A 25,000-nucleotide genomic window follows, 5' to 3' on the forward strand; every position below is an offset into this window, starting at 1 on the left:
CTGACACGCTCATCAACCGGCATCGATAAATCGTTCAGCCACTCTTTATGTATATGTGCGGCTTCAATGCCAGTGAGCGATCCTTTGTTCGGGCCCGTGCGCAGTGTATTAATAAGAGTGTCAAAGCTGCACTCTATAAATACCGCACCGGCAGCCTCCAGTTTTTTCAACACGGACTGATAGGCCGCAGCTACGTCCTCTTCCATATCCTGCAGCACAATGCCCTGCGGAATACCGACTTTGAGACCTGCGAGTTCGATCTTTTCTAAAGGCAGCGGCGCTTCACCGGCCATAATCGCATCAGCATCCGCACAAGCCACAACAGTCTTGGCCAAAGGCCCGACGGAATCGAGGGTCGGCGACAGCGGGAATGCGCCTTCCAGCGAAACACGCCCATGGGTCGGCTTAAAGCCGACAACACCATTCAATGCCGCCGGAATACGTACCGATCCGCCGGTATCTGAACCGATTGCAATATCACATGTGCCTTCACCCGCGCTGACAGCTGCACCGGAAGAAGAACCGCCAGTCACCAGACTTGCATCATAAGCATTGCCCGGCACCGGATAATGCGGATTAAGCCCCGTAGCCGTGAAAGCAAATTCCGTCATATGCGTTTTACCGATGATAATCGCACCGGCTTTACGCAGACGCTCGACGATCACCGCATCTTTTGTCGCCGGCTCTGCTGTTTTACGAATGATTGAGCCAGCAAGATTTGGCTCTCCCGCCACATCGAACAGGTCTTTGATCGAGACAATCTTGCCATCCAGCGGGCCAAGGCTCTCCCCTCTTGCCGCTCGCATGTCTGCAGCATCAGCTTCAGCGCGCGCTGTATCCGGATAGAGTTTGACATAAACCGCTTCCGTAGCCTTGCGATCTTCAAGGCGTTTTAAAATTGCATCCAGTTTTTGGCGTGCTGACAATTCCCTGCCCTCATCATTGTGTTCAGTCACCATCTCTCAGAATAAAAGGCCACGAGCCGTAACCGGTTCATGACCTTTTCTCTCTTTATAATATATTATGCATCAATATCCGTCATTATCGCTGAGCGATAAACCGGACTTTATGCGTGTCAGCAACAGGCAAAAGCTCTGTTACCGGCGGCACGGTATAAACATCATGTTTGCCGAATTCCCGCGGATAATAATCATAGCCTGCAGGCGGTGGCGGAGCCTCATCCATACCGCTGCGTTCTTCACCGCGAACGATTGCAAACGGATCAGGAATCGCGCCCATTAATCGCCGGGTATAAGGATGTGTCGGATTGGCAAACACATCCTGCCACGGACCTTGTTCCACCACCTGACCGAAATACATCACCGCAACGCGGTCACTCATATGCTCAACCACACTCAGATCATGGCTGATCATTATATATGAGAGCTGCAATTCATCCTTCAGTTCCAGCAACAGATTGATGATCTGTGCGCGGATAGATACATCCAACGCCGAAACCGGCTCATCCAGCACCACAACTTTCGGATTGAGAACCAGCGCGCGGGCAATTCCGATACGCTGACGTTGACCACCGGAAAATTCATGTGGCAGACGCTTGGCATGCTCTGGCTTCAGACCGACAAGCTTCATCGTATTCTCAACACGGTCATTGAGTTCCGATTTTGTCGTCATACCCTGCAGGCGTAAAGGTGCTGCAAGCGAGGTATAAATCGTCTGTCGCGGATTGAGTGACGCATAAGGATCCTGAAAAACCATCTGCGCCATCTGTGCCCGCTCAAGACGGCTTGGCCCTTTTTCACCGGTAATCGGTTTACCTTCAAAATAGATCGTACCCGAAGTCGGTTTTTGCAGACCGAGAATTGACAGCGCCAAAGTGGATTTGCCGCAACCGGATTCCCCCACAATGGAAAGACATTCACCTTTATGCAGATCAAGACTGAAATTATTGACCGCGCGCACGGCTTGTTTTGACTTGCGAAACAAGCCGGCAGCCACCGGAAAATGAACATTGAGATTTTCAATACGCAACAGCGGCGTGTTCTTCTCACTCATGATGATAACACCTCACGAAACCGCGTTTGGCTTCCGTATCCCCGTTCTGAATGCTTGCATTCTGTTCCAGCTCGGTTTGCGGCGGTACTTTTGTCAGGCAAATATCAGTCGCCCGTGTACAACGCGGCTGAAACCGGCAGCCTTTCGGAAAAGCCGAAATAGAAGGTACAACACCTTCAATCTCCTGAAGCTTTTTACGTTCATCCGGTTTCCGCTGCCCCAAAACGGGCAGTGAACTCAAAAGCCCGTGCGTATAAGGATGTGCCGGATGCCCGAACAAGTCCGCAACATTCTGCTCTTCAACCAGATGACCGGCATACATCACACCGACGCGTTTGCACATTTTCGCAATCACGCCGAGATCATGGCTGATCATCAGCACGGATGTTCCGCGTGATGAGCACAATTCCTGCATCAGTTTCAGAATTTCTGCCTGAACAGTCACATCAAGCGCGGTCGTAGGTTCATCCGCTATCAGCAGATCAGGATTGCAGGCCAGCGCGATGGCAATCATCACACGCTGACGCATACCACCGGACATCTGGTGCGGATAGTTTTTCACACGGCTTTCCGGTGCTGGCACATGCACCTGCGCCAAAGCCTCAATCGCCTTCTTCTCCGCCTCATGCCATGTTGCGCCCTGATGGAGCACAAACATTTCAGCAATCTGTCGCCCCACTGTTGCCAGCGGGTTCAGTGCAGTCATCGGCTCCTGAAAAATCATCGCAATCCGGCTGCCGCGCAATTTACGCATATCGCGATTGCTCAGCTTGAGCAGATCCTGTCCTTTAAACAGAATCTCACCGGAACTCACTTCCAGAGGACGATTCAAAAGCCCCATAATGGAAAGCGAAGTGATGGATTTTCCGCAACCGGATTCCCCCACCAGACCAAAGGTTTCACCGGCACCGATCGAGAATGAAACATTCTCAACCACGTTAAACCGCGTTTCACCGGAAACCATATCAATATGTAGGTTTTTCAGTTCTAATAATGGTGTATCGCTCATGATTTGCGGCTCCTCATATGCGGATCCAGCACATCGCGTAAGCCGTCACCAAACAGATTAAGCCCCAGAACTGTCAGGAAGATTGCAAGCCCCGGGAAAATAGCTGCCCATGGCGCAATGGCAATCAGCTCACGCGCATCGGTCAGCATACTGCCCCAGCTCGGGAATGGCGGACGAATGCCCAGACCGAGATAGGAAAGTGCCGCTTCTGCCAGAATAGCATCGCCCATGCCGAGCGTACCGATAACCAGAATTGGGCCGATCATATTCGGTAAAATCTGGGTAATCATAATGCGGATATCACTATAACCCAGTGTCTTTGCCGCCTGAACATAGCCCTGCTTCTTCAAAGACAATGCGGATGAACGGGCAATACGGCAGGTCCATGACCAGTTGGTCAGGCCCAGCGCAATCAGCAGGCTGCCAAGGCCAGGGCCGAGGATCGCCATAATTGCCAGTGCAAAAATCAGCGACGGGATCGACAGCATCAGATTGGTCAGACCGCAGACAAAATCATCCCAGCGGCCACCGAAATAACCGGCGGAAATGCCCAAAGTAAGGCCGATAATGGTGTTGATGATCTGCGAGACAATACCCACAGTCAGCGAAATGCGTGCCCCGTAAAGCACACGGCTGAACACATCGCGCCCCTGTGCGTCGGTGCCGAACCAGAAATCACCGTCCGGCGGCAGCTCCGCATTAATAAGGTCAGCATCCAGCACCGGATCATAATGTGCCAGCAAAGGAGCGAAAATACCGGCGGCCAGAATAACCACACACAGCACTCCGCCGAATAACAGATTGAAACGTAATCTCATGGCGCTACTCGTGGCTGATGCGCGGATCAATTACCGCATAAAGAATATCGACAACAGTATTAATGATCAGGAACCACAATACGATCATGAGAATAGCACCCTGCACTACCGGAATATCGCGCATTGATACGCTGTCAACGAGCAGTGAGCCGAGCCCCGGCCATGAGAATAATTTCTCGATCACAACGGCTGCGCCCATCAGCGAACCAAATTGCAGGCCGACAGTGGTGATAATCAGAACCAGCGCGTTACGCACCAGATGCCATGTGACCAGACGATAGGCATTCATACCTTTGGAACGGGCTGTACGGATGAAATCCGTGCCCATCACTTCAAGCACAGCCGCACGGGTTGTGCGCGCCAGCAAGGCCAGTGGTGCCACGCTCAAGGTTACAGCCGGCAATATAAGATTACGGATACCGCCGTCGCCATAACCGAAACTCGGCAACCAGCCCAAAGTCAGCGCGAAGAAATACATCAGCAGCAGACCAAGCCAGAACTGCGGCAGCGACAGGCCGGAAACCGCACCAATCATTGTGAAAGTATCTAATATACTGCCCGGTTTCAGCGCCGCGATAAAGCCGAGCGGCACACCAATCAGCACTGCAAGCATCATAGCGGCAATCGCCAGCTTCATCGTTGGCCACATACGCTCCATCAGCACCTGTGTCACAGGCTGACGTGTACGGAATGACTTGCCTAAATCAAATTGCACCAGACTGACAACATATGTCCCGAACCGCTCATAAACCGGTTTGTCGAGGCCGAATTCTTTATTCATCTGCTCGGCGACTTTGGGATCATTACGTCCCTTACCGTCAGCAATCTGGCTGGATGTAAAACTGCCCGGAATAACACTGAAAATGACGAAGATAAGAAGAGACACCGCCAGAATGGTCGGTATCATCTGCAATACTCGCCTGATAACAAATCGAAGCAACCTGAGTGCCCCTTCCTACAGCATATCGTGAAAAATCCGGAACATATCCGCAGGATAGCCTATTCACCCGACTGATTTTTCCTGCATCCGCTCCGTACCGATATGCGACGAAACAAAAACCGAGAGCATTTTGGACAATAAAACCCGCGCGACAGGCTCAATCCGGTCACGTGCGGTCAAAAACACAATGCTCTGAAGACTGAAATTGGACCGGAGAGCAGAAACCCGCTCTCCGGCACGCCCCCCGCCTCAAACGGGCACGGGTTTAACGACCGCTCGGAACGCTGTCGTCCACCCAAAGCTCTTCATAAGCCTGAATTGCAAGCTCAGCAGAGTTCGGCTGCAGGCCGTGCAACCATGGCTGATAGGCAATAACGGCCTTGTTATAGTTGAAGAACCAGTATGGTGCTTCATCCTGCAGGATATTATTGGCCTGACGCAGCAGATCGTTGCGCTCATCTTCAGACGCGGTTTTCTGAGCGGCTTCATATAACTTGTCAAATTCAGCATTGTTGAATTTTGTATAGTTACAGGAAGACTGCGGTGTCTTGGAATAGAAGCACTGCAGCGCTGTCAGAGGATCCGGACCGCTTTCCAGCGACCACATGAAGGACTGGAAATTGCCGCTTGGCACATCTTCCGAAAGCACAGCGGATTCAACCGGCTTGGTTTTCAGCTTGATGCCGACTTTATCCAGCATCGGAATAATCGCTTCTGCGATTGTCAGACCCCAGCTTTCATTCTGCGTTGCCGTCAGCTCGAATTCAAAACCATCCGGATAACCGGCTTCAGCCAGCAGGGCTTTCGCTTTTTCCGGATCATAAGGATATGGCTTGGCATCCTTGTCAAAAGCAGGCGACGAAAGCGGTAGCCAGCTGACAGCACGATAGGCTTTGTCTTTAGCCAGACGCTTGATGATCAAATCGGAGTCGATCGCATAATTGATAGCCTGACGAACGCGCTTGTCCTGAAGCGGTTTCACATCACGGTTGAAACCCATAACGCGGGTATAAACTTCCGCGACTTCCAGAATGTTTTTCGACAGTTCCGGATCAGCTTTATAGGTCACATATTGTGCAGGTCCGAGAACCGAAACATCCACTTCCTTATTACGGAAAGCAACATCACGGGCTGCGGCTTCACCCATCAGCATAATGTTGATTTTATCGGCATAAGGTTTGTCTTTAAGGTAGAATTTTTCCCATTTTTCAACGGTCAGACGTGAGCCCGGAATATATTCAGCGAATTTGTAAGGTCCGAGCCCCACAGGACGGCTTTTGAAGCTGTCTTTATCGGCTTCGCCATCCGGATAAATCACTGTGCTCGGCTGCATGAAAATAAAGCCCGGATCCAGCGCTTCATTCAATGTGACTTCGAGCGTGAAATCATCAATTTTCTTCAGGCCTTCGATTTCCTGAACTTTGCCTTCGGAATAAGCATCCGCGCCTTTAACATTGCTGATATAGCGGGCACCGACATAGGCTTTGCCCGGTGTCATCGCGCGCTTATAGCTGTAGATGATGTCATCCGCAGTCATCTGCTTGTCATTATGGAAAAATGCATCCTGACGCAGTTTGAAAGTATAGGTCAGACGATCATCCGAAGCTTTCACTTCCGTTGCCAGATCAAGCTGCGGCTTGTTGGCTGTGCCATCCCATGAATAAAGGCGGCGATGCAGCGCTTTGGTCGGGAACTCGTCCTGCGTTGCAGTGGTTGCCTGATTGTCCAGCGTACCGAAGCTTGAACCGTAAGGCGCAACGAAATTAATCGTGCCGCCTTTGCGCGGTTCTTGAGCGGAAGCATTCATGGCCACGCCGGCCAGCAAAGATGCCGCCATTGTTGAGATTAAGGCTAAGCGTTTCATCATTGAGAATATCCCCTCCTCAGAATTTATTTTTATTCCGGCTGCGGTCTCCTAATCCCGCAGCCTTATTCTCTGCTTTTGCCGCGTATCTCATCCGAAAACCGCTTCACAATTTTCGGGATACGCTGCCGCTGTTTCAGCGTGCAAACACAATCTCACCGCCGCGCAATGTCATAATGCACTGCGTATCGCTGAGAATTTCCTCCGGTGTCGCTTCCAGCATATTGCGTGAGAACACGGCAATATCCGCGACCTGACCGGCAACCAGCTTGCCTTTCACAGTCTCCATCTTCTGTGAAAATGCACCATATTCGGTGTAAACCTGCAAAGCTTCCTCGATGGAAACACGCTGGTTTTCATCCATTACAGTGCCTTTCCATGTCTTGCGGGTCAACATCGTGTAAAGATTCGGAAACGGATTCGGATGGCAGACAGGGCTGTCACTGCCGGTCGCCGGTTTGAAACCGAGATCGCGCCATGTCTTCAGCGGATAGCTCGGACGGGCACGTTCATCCCCCAGAACCGAAATATAAGCATCGCCGAAATCATAGATGAAAACCTGCTGCGGGCACGGATAAATACCGGCTTTGAGCATACGCTGATGCTGTTCATCGCTGGAGAAACCACAATGTTCAATACGGTGGCGACGATCCGGATCAGGATAGGCAGCCAGCGCTTTTTCATAGGCGGTAATCAGCTGTTCGATCGCCATATCACCGATCGCATGGCAAGCCAGCTGGTAACCTTTGGCGTGAGCATCCATCACCATGGCCTGCAAATCTTCATCACTGAGAATCTGCACACCAATATTGTCCACATCATCGCCGTGATATGGCACGGACATCCATGCGGTTTTGCCCCCCGCAGAACCGTCAAGGAAGAGTTTGACCGCACCGATGGTCAGCATATCATCGCCGACACCGGAAACCAGACCGCTTTCATAGCATTGCGGCACCACTGACTTACCCGGATCACCGAGCAGAACCAACCATGTACGCACCGGCAAACGGTTATCACGCTTGGCAATATTATAAGCGCGGATTTCTTTATAACCGGCAATCTGACCGACCGCAGCATCCATGCAGGATGTAATACCATAGGAAAGCAGCATATTGCCGCCGTCTTCAATGGCTTCAATAATCTGCTCTTCGCTTGGCTCAGGAATGACAGCGCGCACCAGATCCTGCGCATTTTCAGCCAGCATACCGGTCAGAGCGCCGTTTTTCTGTTCAATCAATCCGCCATCCGGCACAGGTGTTGTTTCATCCACACCGGCAAGTTTCAGCGCAAAGGAATTGGCAATCGCCACATGGCCGCAGGCACGGGTCAGCAGAACCGGATGTTCGGGTGCCGCCTGATCCAGCTCGGATTTATGCGGATGACGGCCAATATCCAGCTTGGTCTGGTCATAGCCGCGCGCCAGAATCCATTCGCCTTTCGGCAATGTTGCCGCTTTTGCACGGATCGCTTCCTGCAAATCAGCCAGTGTCGGCAAGACAGCAGGTGTTGCATCAATCCGCTTCAGAGACAGACCGGTGGAAATCAGATGCAGATGCGCGTCGTTCAGACCCGGTGTGGCGAATGCGCCTTTGAGGTCAACAAGCTCTGTAGCTTCCCCCTGAAACTGCAGAATATCCTGAGACTTGCCGCCGGCCAGCACCTTGCCTTGCCAGATGGCCAGTGCCTCAACAGCACCTTCTTCATAACCGCACCAGATGGTACCATTGTGCAAAATTTTATCGGCAATAATCATCCCGCTCGCGGACATGATGTGCCCTCCCCTTCATGCTGCTGCAGGCAATCGTCGCTTTGTTCCCGCGCATTCTGCTCTGCAGTATTATCACTGTTTCCCGTCATGCCGATTCGCCTTACCCTTCCTTGCAAGGTATAAAGCTCCGGCATTTTTTTATCTTTGACTGAAGCCTTTCATTATACGAAATGAAAAGCAAGCTGCGCATTTGTTAAAATTAGACGTTATTTTTACGTCATTTTGCGCAATAAAACTTCGTTTCGACGATTTTTAGGATTTGATGACGACTATATGCACACCCCTCATGAGGCTATGCATAAATTCGATAGATATATCACCTTGGTGATCTGCAAAATTGCGGGCAGATTCGCCCGCTTTATGTCTATACGAGACTGGATTTTGCCATCTGATGGAAGAAAGAGGCTCCGCGCTCCAATATCTCATCATTAAAATTGTAACGGCTGGTATGCAACCCGCTGCTGTCACCATTGCCAAGGAAGATATAGGCTCCCGGCACCGCTTCCAGCAGGAAGGAGAAATCCTCACTGCCCATCATCGGCACATCCAGCTCTTCAAAAACATCCTCGCCAAAGCTGGCAACCGCCACATCCCGCGCCAGTTCATAGGCTTGTTTGTTGTTGATGGTTGCCGGATAGCCCACAGCCCAGTCAAGCTGCACTTCCGCCTGATAGCTTTTCGCCTGAAAACGGGCAATTTCATCCACGCGATCACGCAGTGCTACCCGTACAGACGGATCCATTGCTCGCATCGACAGTTCAAGCACAGCAGTATCCGGGATAATATTGCAGGCAGAACCCGACTGGAAAGAGCCAACAGTGAGCACTGCAGGCTGATGCGGAGAAATATTACGGGAAACCAGCGTCTGCAAAGCCATCACAATACTGGACGCAACTACAACCGGATCAACGGTCAGCTCCGGCATGGCACCATGACCGCCGCTGCCTTTAACAGTCAGTGTCAGCACATCAATCGATGCGGCCATCGCACCGGCTTTTGCTGAAAATACGCCTGTCGCCAGCCCTGGCATATTATGAATCGCGAAAACCTGCTCACAAGGGAAACGCTCAAACAAACCGTCTTCAATCATCATTTTGCCGCCGCCGAAATTCTCTTCCGCCGGCTGGAAAATCATATGAACCGCACCGTTAAAATCCTGATCCTGCGACAGAGCATATGCTGCTCCCAGCAGCATCGCCGTATGACCGTCATGGCCGCAGGCATGCATCACGCCTTCATGCTGGCTTGCATAAGGCAGACCGGTTTCCTCCAAAATCGGCAAAGCATCGAAATCTGCACGAAAACCGATTGAACGGTTGCTGTCGCCGCGCTTCAGCGATCCGACAACACCTGTCTGTCCCAGACCGCGCGTTACCTCAAAGCCCCATTTTGTCAGATGCTGCGCAATGAATTCCGATGTTTTAAATTCAGATAATCCGATTTCCGGCATCGCATGCAGCTGATGCCTTATCTTAATCAGCTCCGGCAAAAAGCTGCTGAAATCAAATTTTCCCATAGCCCACTCCCATTATGCCCCAATATGCAAATCACCTGCAAACCAGCGCGTCCATACCGGTTACGAATTCCGCATCACCCGATCAATGCACAGCCATGGTTACAGGATCAGTATTTCTTATACTATTCGATGGACGATTTGCACGAACATAAGCACCACCTATAATTGTTTTTCTTTGTTTTATCTTTCCGCCATTTGAATTTCACTTGCCGGAAACAAACCGCTCTCTTAAAAGTGCTGGATATGCAATAAAACAGGCATCTTGCAGGCTGCGGTTGCTGTCTGTTTCAGCCCATGGCCAATAAAACGGAGCAGAATGTGCGTTTATCAATCAGTCTGATTTCTGCTGCGCTATTTGCTCTGTCCGCCTGCGCGTCCAAAGATGTCGGCCCGATCAACAGCCATGAGTCGGATATTCAAAGCAAAAGAACAGACTATATCGCCGATCACGGCAATGACGGATCAACCGTTGTAGCACTGGCCTTTTCAGGTGGCGGAACGCGCTCTGCCGCTTTTGCCTATGGTGTATTGCAGGCGTTGGATGAAACGGTAATTGATGAATATCCCTATAAGCGGCGGCTGATTGATAATGTCAGGCTGGTTTCCGGTGCTTCAGGCGGGGCAGTTGCTGCCGCCTATTATGGCATGACCGGCCCTGATAAATATCGCGACTTTCGGGAGAAATTTCTGTACCGCAATGCAGAGGAAGGCCTGCGTACCTCATTGCTGCATCCCGAAAATGTCGTACGCACCATCGGCGGCGGTCTGAATGACCGGAACGGATTTGCCCAATGGCTGAACGACAATCTGTTTCATGGTAAAACCTTTGCAGCTCTCAGACGCAGTGATGCACCGACCGTGTGGATTACCGCATCAGATATTTATAACCGTACGCCGTTCCACTTTACCGATGATACATTTGAAGCTTTGTGCAGCGATCTCGATAAAGTCTATCTTGCCGATGCTGTGAGTGCCTCAGCGGCAGTTCCCGTGGTGTTCTCTCCGGTGGTTATCTCCGCCATGCACAAGAAGTGTAACTATCAGCCGCCGCAATGGCTACAGGAGACACTCACCAATCCGGATGTTTCACTGCGTCTCAATGCCTATGCACGCAGCCTCTATGCTTATCGTAATGATCCGAAACAACGCTATATCAAGCTGCTGGATGGCGCATTGACCGATAATATCGGTGTCACCCCATTCGCGCTGGCACGGGCTGGCGCAAAAAACCCTTACGGCCCGCTGTCTCCGGCAGAGGCGGTCAAATTGCGCAAGCTGATTTTCATTGTTGCGGATGCCGGAACTGAGGGTGAAGAACCATGGGCAACAAATGTAAACGGCCCGATATTGACCGAGGTCGCCGCTGCCACAGTCTATACAGCAATCTCGGCCTCTGTGCGTGAGGGTTTTGATGCTCTGAAACTGGCCACCAATCAATGGCAGCAAGATCTCATTCAGTATCGCTGCTCACTGCCTTCAGCCAAGGTCAAAGAATATCGCGGTACTTTGCAGGGCTGGAATTGCAGGGATTTGTCCCTGATTGTCGAAGCCGTCAGTTTCCGTGATCTGGATAGTGCCACGCAAGCCCGTCTCAACAAAATTCCGACCCGTTTCAGCCTGCCGAAACAACAGGTTGATCTGGCCATCGCCTCCGGTCGTCAGGCGATTTTGCAGCACGAGAAAATTCAGAATGCGGTTCTGGATATTCAGAAATTCGCTCAGGTGAAGCGCTCAGAACAGGTTGCGCCGGTTAAACGCGCCTCTGCCGCACTTCCCGTTTTTCATTAGAGCGCCGTGTGCCAGACTTAGAGCGGTTTACGTTCATGTTGGATCGCAATGTCCGCTCTAGTTTCCTTAGTTTGTCACATTATCCCGATGTCAAGTTGATCCAGCTTGACTGTGAAATGCTCTAGCACACAAAACTCGCTCGAGCACTTTAAAATCAGAGCATAATTTACCTTCAACTGACCCGGTTTTTTTAAATTATGTTCTAAGACGACAGTCGTTTATACTCATATTTCGTGCCCTTTTCTGATCCGGTTATGATGATGCAAGATCTTTTTTCAGGACTGACCTCCGCGCAACCAGAGCAGGAAAACCTTGCTGAAGGCGCTGTATTGTTACGCAGATTTGCTCTGTCAGCGGAACAGGATCTGCTCTCAAGCCTGTCTGCCATCACCGAACAGGCTCCGTTCCGGCACATGGTTACGCCCGGCGGCTTTACCATGTCTGTTGCTATGAGCAATTGCGGATCACTCGGCTGGGTCAGTGATCGCAGTGGTTATCGCTACAGTCCTGTTGATCCGCAAACAGGCCGGAACTGGCCGCAGATGCCGGAGAGTTTTCTGCAGCTTGCCCAAAAAGCAGCAGCCAAAGCCGGATATGCTGATTTTATGCCCGATGCCTGCCTCATCAACCGTTATGAGCCAAAGACCAAACTCTCATTGCATCAGGATAAAGATGAGAAAAGTCCTGACCATCCGATTGTCTCAGTGTCACTGGGTCTGCCTGCCACCTTTCAGTTCGGTGGCTTGAAACGGACAGATCCGGTGCTCAAATATGCATTGCAGCACGGCGATGTCGTGGTATGGGGCGGCGTATCACGCCTTTATTATCATGGTATTACGCCACTGAAAGACGGAGATCATCCGCTGCTTGGCCGCTACCGCATCAATCTGACCTTCAGAAAAGCGGCTTAGAGCGGGTTGCGTATAATCTGATGCGCTATACTCGCCCTTTCGCTTTATTTTAACGCATGTCTTTATCCCAAAACCGGCACTCACTTTTGGGATACATGCTCAAATTTGAAAATAAGATTTGCAGTGCAGGAACAAAATTCACGCGATAACCTGTGATCTATTCAAAGAAAGGTAAGATCGTGAACAAGCACGCCCGCATAGACAAACTCCTTGATGATCCGCGCTGGCAGGCCGTGCTGGATCGCAAAACTGATGCCGACGGCACATTTGTTTACGCCATCAGCACGACAGGTATTTATTGCAGGCCGACCTGCCCTTCCCGCAGACCAAAACCTGAGCATACGCAGATTTTCGACCATTCCCGTCAGGCTGAAATCGCAGGCTACCGGCCATGTCTGCGCTGTCTGCCGCAGCGTCAGGAAACCTTGCAGCAACAGCAGAACCGGATTGTTGAAGAAGCCTGCCGCCTCATCCGCGACAATGAAACCGCACCTGATCTCAGCAGCCTCGCCGCCCATGCCGGTTTCAGCACATCGCATTTTCACAAGCTGTTTAAGCAGGTTACCGGTATCACACCGAAAAACTATGCCCAGTCACTGCGGATGCAAAGGCTTGAACAGGAACTTAAAAACAATAAAACCTCTGTGACAGAGGCGATTTACAATTCCGGTTATAATGAAAGCAGTAATTTCTATGCCTCAAAAAACAGGCTTTCCGGCATGACCGCATCTGCCTATAAAAAAGGAGGCGCAGACATCATGCTTCAATATGCAATTGCACCCTGCTCCCTTGGTAAAATACTGGTTGCGGCAACGTCAAAAGGCATCAGCTCGATTTTGCTCGGTGATAATGCTGACGAATTGCTGAATGATCTGAAAAAACGCTTCCCGAAAGCTGAAATCTCTCAGGGTGGCAGTGATTTTGAAACGACACTGAAGACCTGTCTGGAGTTTATCGATCAGCCGCAGCCGCAATTTTCCTTACCGCTGGATATTCACGGCACGGTCTTTCAGCAAAAAATCTGGCAGATTTTGCGTCAGATTCCGCCGGGACAAACCGTCAGCTATGCGGAACTCGCCAGTCTTGCCGGCATGCCTAAAGCTGCGCGTGCAGTTGCCGGTGCCTGTGCGGCCAATCCGGTTGCTGTTGTCGTTCCCTGCCACCGTGTTGTGCGCAATGACGGCGGTCTTTCCGGCTATCGCTGGGGCGTGGAGCGCAAACGCACATTGCTCAGCAAAGAGAAGAGTAAAGCACAAGGCTAATCCCGCTTGAGAAGAATGACTGTAACAGCCCTGCAGCTGTTACAGTCTTAGTGCTATTAATGCTGTGCGAAAACAGAGCGCTCCGTCTTTGAGAAACGGATAACCTGATAAGGCTCACTCATACCGCCCTGCTCCATTCCCGGAGAGCCGACAGGCATACCCGGTACGGCAAGACCGGATTTTTCACCGCCCTCAGCAAGAAGTTTCTCAATATCCTGAGCAGGTACATGACCTTCAATAACATGGCCATCAATAATAGCTGTGTGGCAGGACTGAAGATCATCCGTAACACCGTATTTGGCTTTGATCGGGCTCAGATCTTCAATATTGTGTTCTTTAATCTCAAAGCCCGCCGCTTTCATATGGTCGCCCCATGCACCGCAGCATCCGCAATAAGGTGATTTATACAATTCAACCACTTTACTATTCTGGGCGGATGCTCCGGAGACAAACCCGCTCAGCATCAGGGCAAACATACCGGCACCGGCCACTTGCATAAGCTTCATTTTACAAAATCCTTCTTTGAACGGGTTATGTCATATTTTACGAACTGAACAGCAACACGCTGAAAACAGCAAACAATGCCAGATGCAAAATCCCTTGAACCGGTGAGGTTTTCTGCCCGATAAAGCTGAAAGCCGTGAGCGCAATTGTCAGCAGAAACAAAATTGTTTCAACGCCGGAAATGCCCATTGTCACGGTTTTATTCATCACCAGACCGATAATCAGCACCGCCGGTACAGTCAGCCCCACAGTCGAGACAAAAGCACCGAGACACAAATTGATCGCGCGCTGCATTTCATTATTCAGCGCCGCTTTCACAGCTGTAATCGACTCCGGTGTAAACACAATGATTGCAATCAATACACCGCCGAGTGCTACAGGCGCATTGACCGTCTCAATACCGTAATCAATCAGAATAGCCAGATCATGAGCCAGCAAAACAATCGGCAGGATCATCGCAATCAGAATAACCGAGCGGATAAGGATTGCCCGTTTATCCAAGACTGCCGGTGCCGCATCGTCTTGGGCAAGCATTTGCGCTTCACTCGCCAGTACGGTCATATCGCCTGATTTCGGCTGAATAAACAAGCGGCTGTAACCGCCGATCTGCATCCACAGAAACAGGCCATACACTGCTATCGTAATGGCAGAAAATGCTACGGCCTGCACAAAGTTGAACTCACCGGTGCCGGAAACATAATTCGGCAGCACCAGAGCAAGTCCGGTCAGAACGGTAATCAGCGACAAGTAAGTGACTGCGCCCTGCGCATTATATTCCTGCTCACGATAGCGCAAACCGCCTGCCAGCAAACAAAGACCGGTCACAAGATTAAGAATAATCATCATGACGGAAAAAATAGCGTCACGGCCGATTGTCGGGAATTCACCCGGCCCGAGCAGAACCGATGCAATCAGAATAACTTCAATAGAGACAATCGACAGCGTGAGAATAAGCGTGCCGTAAGGTTCACCCAACTGATGCGCCAGATGATCCGCCTCTCCCACAACGCCAAAAGATGCCATGATGATTGTTGCAAACAGCGCAAGAAAACACAGAACTGCAATTGTGCTGTCAAACGGCTCGCTCAGCCATTGTTTGCCCCAAATGGCAAAAACAGCAACCACAAGCCATGCAATCAGAAGGCGGATAATTGTCAGCGGCGGAAAAAGTGACCGCAGCGATGCAACCTTAGTTACGGCTGGCATAGCGGCTGGTTCAGATCGTTGTTTCATAAGGCCCTGCTCTCCATCTGTTCGAGCGCATCTGAAAAACAATTTCAGAACAATGCGCGTCATTCAAAAGGGCAGAATGCGGGTCGGAACACTCGGTTCTGATACGCTCTGCACCGGATAGAGGGGCCGTCCCCGTATGATGCAATGGCAGGTCGTCCTGCACTGTGGCTATATAATGATAGCCGTCGGTTTTCGCAACCTTTACATCGCCTGCGATTTGTCAGCCGGAACTGTCTTCAGCCATTTGCGCAAGCGCCCGCATGCATTTTTATAGGGCGATGAAGTGTTGAACTGTATCATACGCCCCATCGTCCATTTGTCGTACCAGCCGGCACCATAAAGTGCTTCATCTGATCGCTCTGAAATCTGCTGAATGATTGTTTCTTTAGCGGCCTGCAAACGCAACAACAGCGCTTCATAAGTCAGCACATCATAATCCCTGTAAAATTTCTGAGCCAGTCTGCCCAACTCATTCCATTTATACCCTGTCTCCGGAAAATCGATCGGCTCACCGGCGCGATCTTTCTCCAGCCATTTAATCACGAGCTCATTCCAGCCGGTGAGATAGGCCAGCAGATCCTTCACACTCATTTGCGTGTCTTTGGCATGACCATCGAGGCTTTTCTCTGTGATCCTGTCGGCCGGAACCTTTCGGACGATCCGCATCAGACTGTCAAAATTTACAGTAACTGCGTCGGTCAACTCGTCCTTCGTCTGTGGAATCGCCATGGAATTTCACCTGAATTCTGCTGATCCGCACATGCAGCAGCAGTTTTAAACCACCTGCAGATACGTAACTTTGCGTAAATCTTACGTTCTACAACAACAGGAATACAGATCCGGTTTAGAGAAACCATAGACAATAGGGATAATAAATTTACAGGCAGGTAAAGAAAGCCCATCAATATTATTATTCCGATTAATCAATTTTCCAGCATTTCAAAGCCCGAAACATACTTACAATCAGTTTCAGCAAAGCAAATCCGCTTTGTCAGCATATGTCATCAAACAATCAAGCCACACAAAGCCGGGCGTTCTCGCGCCCCGGAAAGGAGTTAGCTATGGCTAAACTGGGTATCCTATTGTGCGCTGGTATTATCAGTATTACTGGCGGTAACGCATTGGCGCAGTCCTTTACAATGGACAATAATGCCAATTCCAACTCTCAGTCAGGGGCAACGGCGATTGCCATTGGCAGTACCAATACCTCCCCGAACAGGATCAGAACAACTGTTCCTGCGATTTCTCCGGGGTTGGTAGCTGCAGGTGTTCATTCCTGCGCGGGCTCAGCCAGTGCCGGTATCGGTGCAACCGGCTGGGGTTTTGGTATCGGTTCGACCTATGAAATGAAGGAATGTAACCGTCGTGCCTATGCGTCAGCTCTGGCAGGTCTCGGGCACAGAAGCGCTGCCCTTGATCTGGTCTGTCTCAACAAAGAGGTTCGCGCCTCATTGAATGCGACAGGTATTGTCTGCCCTTCTCAGGGGGTGGCTGCACGGCAGGTCTCATACCGCACCACGCCGACAGCCGTAGCATCCGCTTCAGTTGCCCCCGCTCCGCGCGTACAGAGAGCCTCTGCTCCCGCCCCCGTCGGCAACAAACGGACTTACTCTGCGAAAGCCCTTGGTCTTTCCAGCAGTGATCTGGAAGCCAAAGGCTGCACACTGCGCAATGACGCGCAAAGAGGCCGCGCCTGGTTTTGCCCGCGTCCTGTGATGTGAGCAGACAGACAGAGCATGAAAATCAACCACATGACAAAAATTTTGCCATTCGTGGATATAGCCTTTTGCCCATGGCCAAGCCTTCTGAGCGGCCATGGGCAGCGGGATATATCGTCGGATATATCTGGCAAACGGGAGATTTGCCATAACAGTTGGAGGATATAAAAATGAAAAGACTTCTTGCTTTTGCAGCAGTCTCAGCGCTGGCTCTCGCCGGAGCACTGCCTGCTTCCGCACAAACAGTTGAATGGGGCGGCGGCTTCGCCGGTCAGACTATGGGTAACTCCGCAGTCAGCGGCGGCGGCTTCTTAGGAGCCGGTTCCACAGCTCAGGGCTATGGCACAACCAATGGCTGGGCCACCACAACCGGTATCGGCGGCGGCGTCGTTGTACCTGGCTTTGGTATCGGTGCTTCCGGATCTCTTTACAGCTCTGGTATTTCCGGTCAGTCAGGTGCCGTTGCAAACTCGAGCACAGGGTTTCTCGGTGGATCGTCCGCAGCCAGCGCAACCGGTGGTGCAATGGGCTCAGCCTCAGGCTTTGTCAGCATCAATCCCTGACTATCGCTGGATAATGTATTTTCTTGATGCCAGCGGGAATAGCAATCGCAGGCAGCCTGAAACTTACTCTTCGCCCCCAAAGAGTAAAATAACGGGAAGTTTCTACTTCTTCCGTTTCGAAAAGAATGAGAGTCCGAATCAATAGGATACCCGCTCTCATTCTGTAGGAGTGGACAACATCCACTCCTACACAATTTCTAGAGCATGTCTCCCAAAAGCGGGAACCGGTTTTGGGATAAAGACATGTGCAAAAACAAAAAAGTTAGAGCTGTTCTACCGATTCAAGATGAACCGGAACCGCTCTAAGATTCAGCCGGCACAAGCGAGTCAGCCGGTTAAAATAAACGATGAAATGATTTGGGATATTAAACGACCGGAACTTGAAAATTATTTGAGCGCAAAGAAATCCTCACACCTTGCAATGCGCTCAAATAATCTTCTCAATTCCGGAGAATGTATTAAAATACATTTTGATATAAATTGTTCAATTTATAGGCGACTTCTGTCCGGTTTGTAGCGCCGAATTTCTTCATAATATTATGCATATGAACTTTGACCGTCGCCTCACTCATACTCAGTTCATAGGCAATCACTTTATTTGCTTTTCCCTGTCGCAACAGCTGAATCACCTGAATCTCACGGGCAGTAAACAACCCGCTTAACTCATGAGTGTCTGTCTTTTTGGGCTGTGCTTTTCCGGTAATGCTTGTTGCCGGTATAAATGTCCCTCCGGCCATGGCCAGATGAACCGCTTCAACACAAACACGGATACCAACAGAAGTCGGGATATAACCACGGGCGCCAAGCTCGATGGCACAGACGACCTGATCCCAGTCTTCACATTCAGACAGCAATATGAGCGGCACGGGATCCCATTCCGCTTTGATGTTTTTAATCTCTCCGGAAAGCTCCGGATCCGTTACTTTTCTGGTGCCGATATGCAGCAATAAAACAGCTGCACTCAAACCGGCAGATTCAGCGTCGCTATGCTCCAATGTTTCGTAACAAACAATTGGCAACCTCAAACCTGTATTAAGTAATCCATTATACAGACATTCGCGATCAAGATTATTTTTGCAGATGAGAACAAGACGTTTTTCCAGATTTTTCTCTGCGATCATCATCTTATACTCCCCTGCACCTTCGGAAGCTGCCCTGTATTGCATCCCCCCACTCCTCCCTACTCTACTTTATAAACATTCATCTTATACTTGATGTTTTTAGTCATAATAAGAGCGCAAACAGCTTCGCACCATCTGCGTTGCTTAAACAAAACTAATGCGGATGGTTTGAATTATTGCTTTTATAGGATAAGCTTGTCCTTAACCTAAGTTAGCAAAAATAAATTTTATAAATATGCGTGCCGAAATTTAATTACACAAATAGGGGTAACAACTACATCTTTTGATCTAGTGCGTTTCCGGCAAAACAGAAACCGGCTGTGTAATGGATCGTATATAAAAACAAATAAACAGAGCATTTCCAAAGTGTAAGTCTAATTCCGGAAATGTACGGATACGCATCCCGAAGCCCGTAAACCGGCTTCGGAACAAAACCCATATATGAACACCCTGATTTCGGCGTTTTCAGTTTAGTAAGAGCGGGGGGGAGGATGCATAATAAATCACAAAATGCCAATGGCGTTACAAACGCTCTGTCAGAGCTTCTCACATCACCGCCCATTGCAGCCGACTTCGGAACCACAGAGCTTCAAGCCATCTCCGGCTTGCAGGTTGAAGAGCGCCATTTTCAAACCGATCAGACTATAATCAATCAAGGTGAGCGCATCCGCAGTATCCATCTGGTGCAAAGCGGATGGGGCTGTGTCCATCGTGATCTGTCCAATGGGGAAAGACAGGTTCTGGATTTTCCGATGCGCAGTGATTTTGTCGGTTTAAGAACCGCTGCAGGCCGCAGTTATAATACTGTCGCCGCCATTACTCCGATGACTGTTTTTGAAATCCCGCTGAACTCCCTCGCCCACGCTATCAACAGTGCTCCAAAACTCAGTTTTGTGCTCATTGAGCTTTTTGCACGACAACGATCTATGCTGATCGAGCATATTACGAATATCGGCTGCCGAAGCGCTCTTGTGAGAACCGCACATTTATTGCTGGAACTGGGAGACAGGGCGAAAGCCTGCGGCATGGGTGAAGACACGGGTTTCTACTGTCCTATCACGCAATATCAGCTTGCAGATGCGTTGGGACTAAGCCCGATTCATATGAACCGTATGTTGCGGGAACTGCGGGAAGAAGGTCTTCTGATTTTCAAAAATGGCAGGGTCGAATATTTAAATCGCAAAGGTCTGGTCTATCTCGCTGAATATGACGGCGAGTTTATGAATATGTCCGTTTTCGACCGTGCAACACTGCATTAAAGACCAAAATAGTGTCTTTATTACCAATACAAAAAACACTGGCCGGAACCTTTCCGGCCAGTGTTTCACTTTATCATTAAGCCGTTTCGCGACGACCAATGCCAAGAAGCTGGTATAAAACCAATGCAGCAAGTGTGGAGGTACCAATACCACCCAATGCGAAATCACCGATCGTAACAGTAAAGTCGCCTGCACCGAAAATCAGCGCCACACCAACGGTGAAAAGATTACGCGGATCGGCGAAATCAACTTTATTCACAACCCAGATACGTGCCATTGCGGAAGCAATCAGACCGAAAACTGAGACAGCCAAACCAGCCAGAACCGGAGCCGGAATGGTCTGCAGAATTGCACCGAATTTTGGTGACAAGCTCAAAGCCAGAGCAACAACCGCAGCGATAACAAAGACAAGAGTCGAATAAACTTTGGTCATTGCCATAACACCGATGTTTTCTGCATAGGTCGTTACACCTGTGCCGCCACCGGAACCGGAAACCATAGTTGCCAGACCATCTGCAAAGAAGCCTCTGCCGATATAGCGATCCATGTTCTGACCGGTAATTGAGCCAAGCGCTTTAATATGACCGAGATTTTCTGCAACAAGAACAATGGCAACCGGCGCAATCAATGTAATTGCAGGCCAGCTGAATTCAGGCTTCACAAAATGCGGCAAACCAAACCAAGCAGCTGCACCGACGGCATCAAAATTAATGCCCGGAACCATACCCAACCCGTTCCCAAAAATCAGAACGAGCAGATAGCCGAAGACCAGTGCCAGCAAAACCGCAACTCGACGTGTCGCTCTTGGTCCATAGGCGGAAATAATCGCCATGCACAGGACTGTCATCAGAGCGATCGTAATATGCGCATGTGTTCCTTTAAGCTGACTGACAGCAACAGGTGCAAGGTTCAGCCCGATAGCAACACCGATTGCACCGGTTACAGCCGGCGGCATCAGTCTTTCAACCCAGCCGGTACCTACCCCCATAACAATGAGACCAATCAAAGCATAAAGCGCACCGCAGGCAATAATCCCGCCTAATGCAACGCCAATATTGGCATTAGCACCGCTGCCACCATAACCTGTCGCAGCTATAACAACGGCGATGAAAGCAAAAGAAGAGCCAAGATAGCTTGGTACGCGGCCACCGGTGATCAGAAAAAACAATAATGTACCGATACCGGAAAAGAAGACCGCGACATTGGGATCGAAACCCATGATCAGCGGCGCAACAATCGTGGAGCCGGACATTGCAAGAAGATGCTGAATGCCCATCGGGATTGCGGCAGAAGTCGGCAATCGTTCATCAGGTAAAACGGTGACGTTATTGGTCAAACGCCAGGTTGGAAAATAAGCCATATTGTCCCCTTACATAATATGCAGATTTTTTCTTTAGCTATTTGTGTCAGAGATATCCACGAGGCGCAGTGTAAAAACCGGTACAAATAGCCCAATTACACTGAAAACATGGATTGCATGCAAAGATACGGCACTGCTGTCTGGCTCATCATTTTCTTGAAGATAATTATTTTTTAGATTGAGCATCAGCCATGTTAACTTGAACGTGTATTCAATGTTAATAAGTATATTTTGTCATCAACATATAATTCGCAGCATAAACCGCTCGCATCGCTATATTTACTTCATAAAAATGCAGGTCTTACAATACAAACTGTAATTAGAAAAATATGACGCAGCTTTGAAGTCATCCTGCTAACTGGAAAATCTGGATACATTTAAAATCAGCAAAACAACCAATGATAAGAGTGTTTAACCGCACCTAGCCAGAGTTGCACGACTTCAACTGTGAACAATATATAATGAAACGACCTAGAGCTGTTCGACCATTACTATGACCTCAGTAATCCTAAGAAGGATTACATATTGTCTAGATGGAGAGGTTTTGCGCCCCCCCTCTCCTCGCTTTTCTCATTCTCATGCTTTAAATACAAAAAAAGCCCCGCGCATTTCTGCCGTGGCTTTATTGCTTTGAGGGGATTTGGTTGCGGGGGCAGGATTTGAACCTGCGGCCTTCAGGTTATGAGCCTGACGAGCTACCGGGCTGCTCCACCCCGCGTCAAAGATTTTCGGGTTTTGAGCCCGGGAGCGAAGTCAGGCGTAGCCTGATGAGGTGAGGCCGTATAGCAATCGATTGATTATCGATTGTAGGCCGAACGGGCGCTCCACCCTAGATATATGATCGCTTAAGATTTGCTTTGAAGATTGTCTTATCGGTAAGCGATTGATTTGCGCGTTTAGCGCTGAATGTTTGAGAAGATGTTTTTGTTTTCTGTGCCATTTGCAGACCTGGCAGCGACCTACTCTCCCGTGTCTTAAGACAAAGTACCATTGGCGCTGGAGCGTTTCACGGCCGAGTTCGGAATGGGATCGGGTGCAGCCGCTCCGCCATAACCACCAGGTCAGCAAAGGGCACAGAAACAAATAAGAAGCTGGATTTTTCGTGCACTGCGTAATTAGCGCAGTTCCGTCTCTAAGCACGCGACTGCGTGCCGGCCGTTAGGCCGCCCTCTCGGAGCCATTCACGAAGTGAATAGGGCGTGAGAGAGAAGAAACTATCAAACTCATCCATTGGATGAGCTTGATGGATATTGATAATGAGAACAATCAAGTCGATCGAGCTATTAGTACCGGTCAGCTGCATGCATTACTGCACTTCCACATCCGGCCTATCAACGTGGTGGTCTTCCACGGCTCTGATAGGGAATACTCGTTTTAAGGTTAGTTTCCCGCTTAGATGCCTTCAGCGGTTATCTAGTCCGTATATAGCTACTCTGCTATGCCGTTGGCACGACAACAGATCCACCAGAGATACGTCCATCCCGGTCCTCTCGTACTAGGGACAGATCCTTTCAATATTCCTACACCCACGGCAGATAGGGACCGAACTGTCTCACGACGTTCTGAACCCAACTCACGTACCGCTTTAAATGGCGAACAGCCATACCCTTGGGACCTGCTCCAGCCCCAGGATGCGATGAGTCGACATCGAGGTGCCAAACAACCCCGTCGATATGGACTCTTGGGGGTCATCAGCCTGTTATCCCCGGCGTACCTTTTATCCGTTGAGCGATGGCCCTTCCACACGGGACCACCGGATCACTATGACCGACTTTCGTCTCTGCTCGACTTGTCTGTCTTGCAGTCAGGCGGGCTTATGCCATTGCACTCGACGAACGATTTCCGACCGTTCTGAGCCCACCATCGCGCGCCTCCGTTACTCTTTAGGAGGCGACCGCCCCAGTCAAACTACCCACCATACACGGTCCTGGACCCGGATATACGGGTCGCAGTTAGACATCTATGACGATAAGGGTGGTATTTCAAGGATGACTCCACGAAGGCTGGCGCCTCCGCTTCAAAGTCTACCACCTATCCTACACATGTCGCCACAAATGCCAGTGTAAAGCTATAGTAAAGGTGCACGGGGTCTTTCCGTCTAACCGCAGGAACCCCGCATCTTCACGGGGAATTCAATTTCACTGAGTCTGCGTTGGAGACAGCGGGGAAGTCGTTACGCCATTCGTGCAGGTCGGAACTTACCCGACAAGGAATTTCGCTACCTTAGGACCGTTATAGTTACGGCCGCCGTTTACTGGGGCTTCAATTCAAGGCTTGCACCTCTCCTCTTAACCTTCCAGCACCGGGCAGGCGTCAGACCCTATACGTCGTCTTGCGACTTCGCAGAGCCCTGTGTTTTTGGTAAACAGTCGCTACCCCCTGGTCTGTGCCACCCTCATCTGCTTGCGCAAACAAGGGTCACGCTTCTTCCGAAGTTACGCGTGCAATTTGCCGAGTTCCTTCAACGCAGTTCTCTCAAGCGCCTTGGTATACTCTACCAGTCCACCAGTGTCGGTTTAGGGTACGGTCTATATGTGGGAGCTATTTCCTGGAACCGCTTCGCTGCAAGATCAATCCAATAAGACCTTACAACACACGCGATCCGTCACTACCCACAGGCCCACGAATATTAACGTGGTTCCCATCGACTACGCCTTTCGGCCTCGCCTTAGGGGCCGGCTAACCCTGCTCAGATTAACTTTAAGCAGGAACCCTTGGACTTTCGGCGAGAGTGTCTCTCACACTCTTTATCGTTACTCATGTCAGCATTCTCACTTCTGATACCTCCAGGATCTCTCACGAGTATCCCTTCACAGGCTTACAGAACGCTCCGCTACCACGCACATACGTGCATCCACAGCTTCGGTGTATGGCTTTAGCCCCGGTACATTTTCGGCGCAAAGACCCTTATCTAGACCAGTGAGCTGTTACGCTTTCTTTAAATGATGGCTGCTTCTAAGCCAACATCCTGGTTGTTTTGGGATCCTCACATCCTTTCCCACTTAGCCATAACTTAGGGACCTTAGATGGTGGTCAGGGTTGTTGCCCTCTTCACGACGGACGTTAGCACCCGCCGTGTGTCTGCCCAGTAGTACTCTCAGGTATTCGGAGTTTGATTGAGATCAGTAAGACGGTGAGTCCCCATTACCCATTCAGTGCTCTACCCCCTGAGGTATTCGCTGGACGCTCTACCTAAATAGATTTCGCGGAGAACCAGCTATCTCCGAGTTTGATTGGCCTTTCACCCCTAGCCACAAGTCATCCCAATCTATTGCAACAGATATGGGTTCGGTCCTCCAGTTGGTGTTACCCAACCTTCAACCTGCTCATGGCTAGATCACTCGGTTTCGGGT

Annotated in this window: 19 protein-coding genes, 1 tRNA gene and 2 rRNA genes (2 of these 22 cut by a window edge); 6 read left to right on the forward strand and 16 right to left on the reverse strand. The window is 50.2% G+C overall.

From position 1 onward, the window contains the following. From K1X45_RS08565 to K1X45_RS08600, 8 genes are all read right to left on the reverse strand, one after another. Positions 1-959 carry the 5' portion of an amidase gene (locus K1X45_RS08565; protein ID WP_220158567.1) on the reverse strand. The gene continues 364 nt to the left of window position 1, outside the view, so only the first 959 of its 1,323 coding nucleotides appear in the window; its start codon is at positions 957-959; its stop codon lies beyond the left edge, outside the window. Positions 960-1,041: 82 nt separating this feature from the next. Further along, entirely contained in the window at positions 1,042-2,013 is a 972-nt protein-coding gene (locus K1X45_RS08570) for an ABC transporter ATP-binding protein (RefSeq protein WP_220158568.1), read from the reverse strand. Beyond that, the gene (locus tag K1X45_RS08575) at positions 2,006-3,022 is read right to left on the reverse strand and encodes an ABC transporter ATP-binding protein (RefSeq protein WP_220158569.1); all 1,017 of its coding nucleotides are present in this window, start codon (positions 3,020-3,022) and stop codon (positions 2,006-2,008) included. The genes K1X45_RS08570 and K1X45_RS08575 overlap by 8 nt, the downstream gene beginning before the upstream one ends. Further along, positions 3,019-3,840 (reverse strand): ABC transporter permease, encoded by an 822-nt coding sequence (locus tag K1X45_RS08580; protein ID WP_022709140.1) that lies wholly within the window; start codon positions 3,838-3,840, stop codon positions 3,019-3,021. The genes K1X45_RS08575 and K1X45_RS08580 overlap by 4 nt, the downstream gene beginning before the upstream one ends. A gap of 4 nt (positions 3,841-3,844) precedes the next feature. Continuing rightward, on the reverse strand, positions 3,845-4,780 hold the full coding sequence (locus tag K1X45_RS08585; RefSeq protein WP_220158570.1) for an ABC transporter permease: 936 nt from the start codon (positions 4,778-4,780) through the stop codon (positions 3,845-3,847). A 265-nt stretch (positions 4,781-5,045) separates the two neighbouring features. After that, positions 5,046-6,617 (reverse strand): ABC transporter substrate-binding protein, encoded by a 1,572-nt coding sequence (locus tag K1X45_RS08590; protein WP_255560948.1) that lies wholly within the window; start codon positions 6,615-6,617, stop codon positions 5,046-5,048. A gap of 163 nt (positions 6,618-6,780) precedes the next feature. Continuing rightward, positions 6,781-8,412, reverse strand: a complete 1,632-nt coding sequence (locus K1X45_RS08595) for an amidohydrolase (protein ID WP_220158571.1) — start codon at positions 8,410-8,412, stop codon at positions 6,781-6,783. 364 nt (positions 8,413-8,776) lie between these two features. After that, entirely contained in the window at positions 8,777-9,928 is a 1,152-nt protein-coding gene (locus tag K1X45_RS08600; protein ID WP_220158572.1) for a M20 aminoacylase family protein, read from the reverse strand. Between the two features lie 318 nt (positions 9,929-10,246). Here K1X45_RS08600 and K1X45_RS08605 point away from each other — a divergent pair, with 318 nt between their 5' ends. From K1X45_RS08605 to ada, 3 genes are all read left to right on the forward strand, one after another. Then, on the forward strand, positions 10,247-11,716 hold the full coding sequence (locus K1X45_RS08605; protein ID WP_220158573.1) for a patatin-like phospholipase family protein: 1,470 nt from the start codon (positions 10,247-10,249) through the stop codon (positions 11,714-11,716). Between the two features lie 260 nt (positions 11,717-11,976). Next, positions 11,977-12,627 (forward strand): DNA oxidative demethylase AlkB, encoded by a 651-nt coding sequence (gene alkB / locus K1X45_RS08610; RefSeq protein WP_220160435.1) that lies wholly within the window; start codon positions 11,977-11,979, stop codon positions 12,625-12,627. Between the two features lie 179 nt (positions 12,628-12,806). Next, positions 12,807-13,889 carry a bifunctional DNA-binding transcriptional regulator/O6-methylguanine-DNA methyltransferase Ada gene (gene ada / locus K1X45_RS08615; protein WP_220158574.1) on the forward strand — a complete coding sequence of 361 codons (1,083 nt, stop codon included), beginning with the start codon at positions 12,807-12,809 and terminating at the stop codon, positions 13,887-13,889. Positions 13,890-13,945: 56 nt separating this feature from the next. Here ada and K1X45_RS08620 read toward each other — a convergent pair whose 3' ends face one another. From K1X45_RS08620 to K1X45_RS08630, 3 genes are all read right to left on the reverse strand, one after another. Beyond that, a complete protein-coding gene (locus K1X45_RS08620; RefSeq protein WP_220158575.1) occupies positions 13,946-14,395 on the reverse strand; it encodes a DUF411 domain-containing protein in 450 nt (149 codons plus the stop codon). Positions 14,396-14,432: 37 nt separating this feature from the next. After that, the gene (locus K1X45_RS08625; RefSeq protein WP_255560364.1) at positions 14,433-15,626 is read right to left on the reverse strand and encodes a calcium:proton antiporter; all 1,194 of its coding nucleotides are present in this window, start codon (positions 15,624-15,626) and stop codon (positions 14,433-14,435) included. A gap of 201 nt (positions 15,627-15,827) precedes the next feature. Further along, entirely contained in the window at positions 15,828-16,355 is a 528-nt protein-coding gene (locus tag K1X45_RS08630) for a ClbS/DfsB family four-helix bundle protein (RefSeq protein ID WP_220158576.1), read from the reverse strand. 332 nt (positions 16,356-16,687) lie between these two features. Here K1X45_RS08630 and K1X45_RS08635 point away from each other — a divergent pair, with 332 nt between their 5' ends. Then, positions 16,688-17,347 (forward strand): hypothetical protein, encoded by a 660-nt coding sequence (locus tag K1X45_RS08635; protein WP_116089386.1) that lies wholly within the window; start codon positions 16,688-16,690, stop codon positions 17,345-17,347. Positions 17,348-17,514: 167 nt separating this feature from the next. Continuing rightward, positions 17,515-17,907 (forward strand): hypothetical protein, encoded by a 393-nt coding sequence (locus K1X45_RS08640; protein ID WP_075657619.1) that lies wholly within the window; start codon positions 17,515-17,517, stop codon positions 17,905-17,907. 458 nt (positions 17,908-18,365) lie between these two features. Here K1X45_RS08640 and K1X45_RS08645 read toward each other — a convergent pair whose 3' ends face one another. Beyond that, positions 18,366-19,031 carry a response regulator transcription factor gene (locus K1X45_RS08645; protein ID WP_022709207.1) on the reverse strand — a complete coding sequence of 222 codons (666 nt, stop codon included), beginning with the start codon at positions 19,029-19,031 and terminating at the stop codon, positions 18,366-18,368. A 488-nt stretch (positions 19,032-19,519) separates the two neighbouring features. Here K1X45_RS08645 and K1X45_RS08650 point away from each other — a divergent pair, with 488 nt between their 5' ends. Continuing rightward, on the forward strand, positions 19,520-20,287 hold the full coding sequence (locus K1X45_RS08650; protein ID WP_022709208.1) for a Crp/Fnr family transcriptional regulator: 768 nt from the start codon (positions 19,520-19,522) through the stop codon (positions 20,285-20,287). Positions 20,288-20,363: 76 nt separating this feature from the next. On the opposite strand, the gene K1X45_RS08655 is transcribed toward K1X45_RS08650, so the two are convergent. From K1X45_RS08655 to K1X45_RS08670, 4 genes are all read right to left on the reverse strand, one after another. After that, entirely contained in the window at positions 20,364-21,647 is a 1,284-nt protein-coding gene (locus K1X45_RS08655) for a solute carrier family 23 protein (RefSeq protein ID WP_075657621.1), read from the reverse strand. A 641-nt stretch (positions 21,648-22,288) separates the two neighbouring features. Continuing rightward, positions 22,289-22,365, reverse strand: a tRNA-Met gene (locus K1X45_RS08660). 228 nt (positions 22,366-22,593) lie between these two features. Further along, positions 22,594-22,708: ribosomal RNA gene (gene rrf, locus K1X45_RS08665) — 5S ribosomal RNA — on the reverse strand. Between the two features lie 201 nt (positions 22,709-22,909). Further along, positions 22,910-25,000: ribosomal RNA gene (locus K1X45_RS08670) — 23S ribosomal RNA — on the reverse strand (it continues 717 nt past the right edge of the window).

This window comes from Pseudochrobactrum sp. Wa41.01b-1 (genome assembly GCF_019464455.1).
GTDB classification, from domain to species: domain Bacteria; phylum Pseudomonadota; class Alphaproteobacteria; order Rhizobiales; family Rhizobiaceae; genus Pseudochrobactrum; species Pseudochrobactrum saccharolyticum.

What these genes read in the sequence shown, in the direction of transcription:
- K1X45_RS08640 (WP_075657619.1), top strand. Translation starts at nt 17,515, where the DNA reads ATGAAAAGACTTCTTGCTTTTGCAGCAGTCTCAGCGCTGGCTCTCGCC.
- K1X45_RS08575 (WP_220158569.1), bottom strand. Translation starts at nt 3,022, where the DNA reads ATGAGCGATACACCATTATTAGAACTGAAAAACCTACATATTGATATG.
- K1X45_RS08635 (WP_116089386.1), top strand. Translation starts at nt 16,688, where the DNA reads ATGGCTAAACTGGGTATCCTATTGTGCGCTGGTATTATCAGTATTACT.
- K1X45_RS08625 (WP_255560364.1), bottom strand. Translation starts at nt 15,626, where the DNA reads ATGAAACAACGATCTGAACCAGCCGCTATGCCAGCCGTAACTAAGGTT.
- K1X45_RS08570 (WP_220158568.1), bottom strand. Translation starts at nt 2,013, where the DNA reads ATGAGTGAGAAGAACACGCCGCTGTTGCGTATTGAAAATCTCAATGTT.
- alkB (WP_220160435.1), top strand. Translation starts at nt 11,977, where the DNA reads ATGCAAGATCTTTTTTCAGGACTGACCTCCGCGCAACCAGAGCAGGAA.
- K1X45_RS08595 (WP_220158571.1), bottom strand. Translation starts at nt 8,412, where the DNA reads ATGTCCGCGAGCGGGATGATTATTGCCGATAAAATTTTGCACAATGGT.
- K1X45_RS08590 (WP_255560948.1), bottom strand. Translation starts at nt 6,617, where the DNA reads ATGGCGGCATCTTTGCTGGCCGGCGTGGCCATGAATGCTTCCGCTCAA.
- K1X45_RS08620 (WP_220158575.1), bottom strand. Translation starts at nt 14,395, where the DNA reads ATGAAGCTTATGCAAGTGGCCGGTGCCGGTATGTTTGCCCTGATGCTG.
- K1X45_RS08650 (WP_022709208.1), top strand. Translation starts at nt 19,520, where the DNA reads ATGCATAATAAATCACAAAATGCCAATGGCGTTACAAACGCTCTGTCA.
- K1X45_RS08630 (WP_220158576.1), bottom strand. Translation starts at nt 16,355, where the DNA reads ATGGCGATTCCACAGACGAAGGACGAGTTGACCGACGCAGTTACTGTA.
- K1X45_RS08645 (WP_022709207.1), bottom strand. Translation starts at nt 19,031, where the DNA reads ATGATGATCGCAGAGAAAAATCTGGAAAAACGTCTTGTTCTCATCTGC.
- K1X45_RS08655 (WP_075657621.1), bottom strand. Translation starts at nt 21,647, where the DNA reads ATGGCTTATTTTCCAACCTGGCGTTTGACCAATAACGTCACCGTTTTA.
- K1X45_RS08600 (WP_220158572.1), bottom strand. Translation starts at nt 9,928, where the DNA reads ATGGGAAAATTTGATTTCAGCAGCTTTTTGCCGGAGCTGATTAAGATA.
- K1X45_RS08580 (WP_022709140.1), bottom strand. Translation starts at nt 3,840, where the DNA reads ATGAGATTACGTTTCAATCTGTTATTCGGCGGAGTGCTGTGTGTGGTT.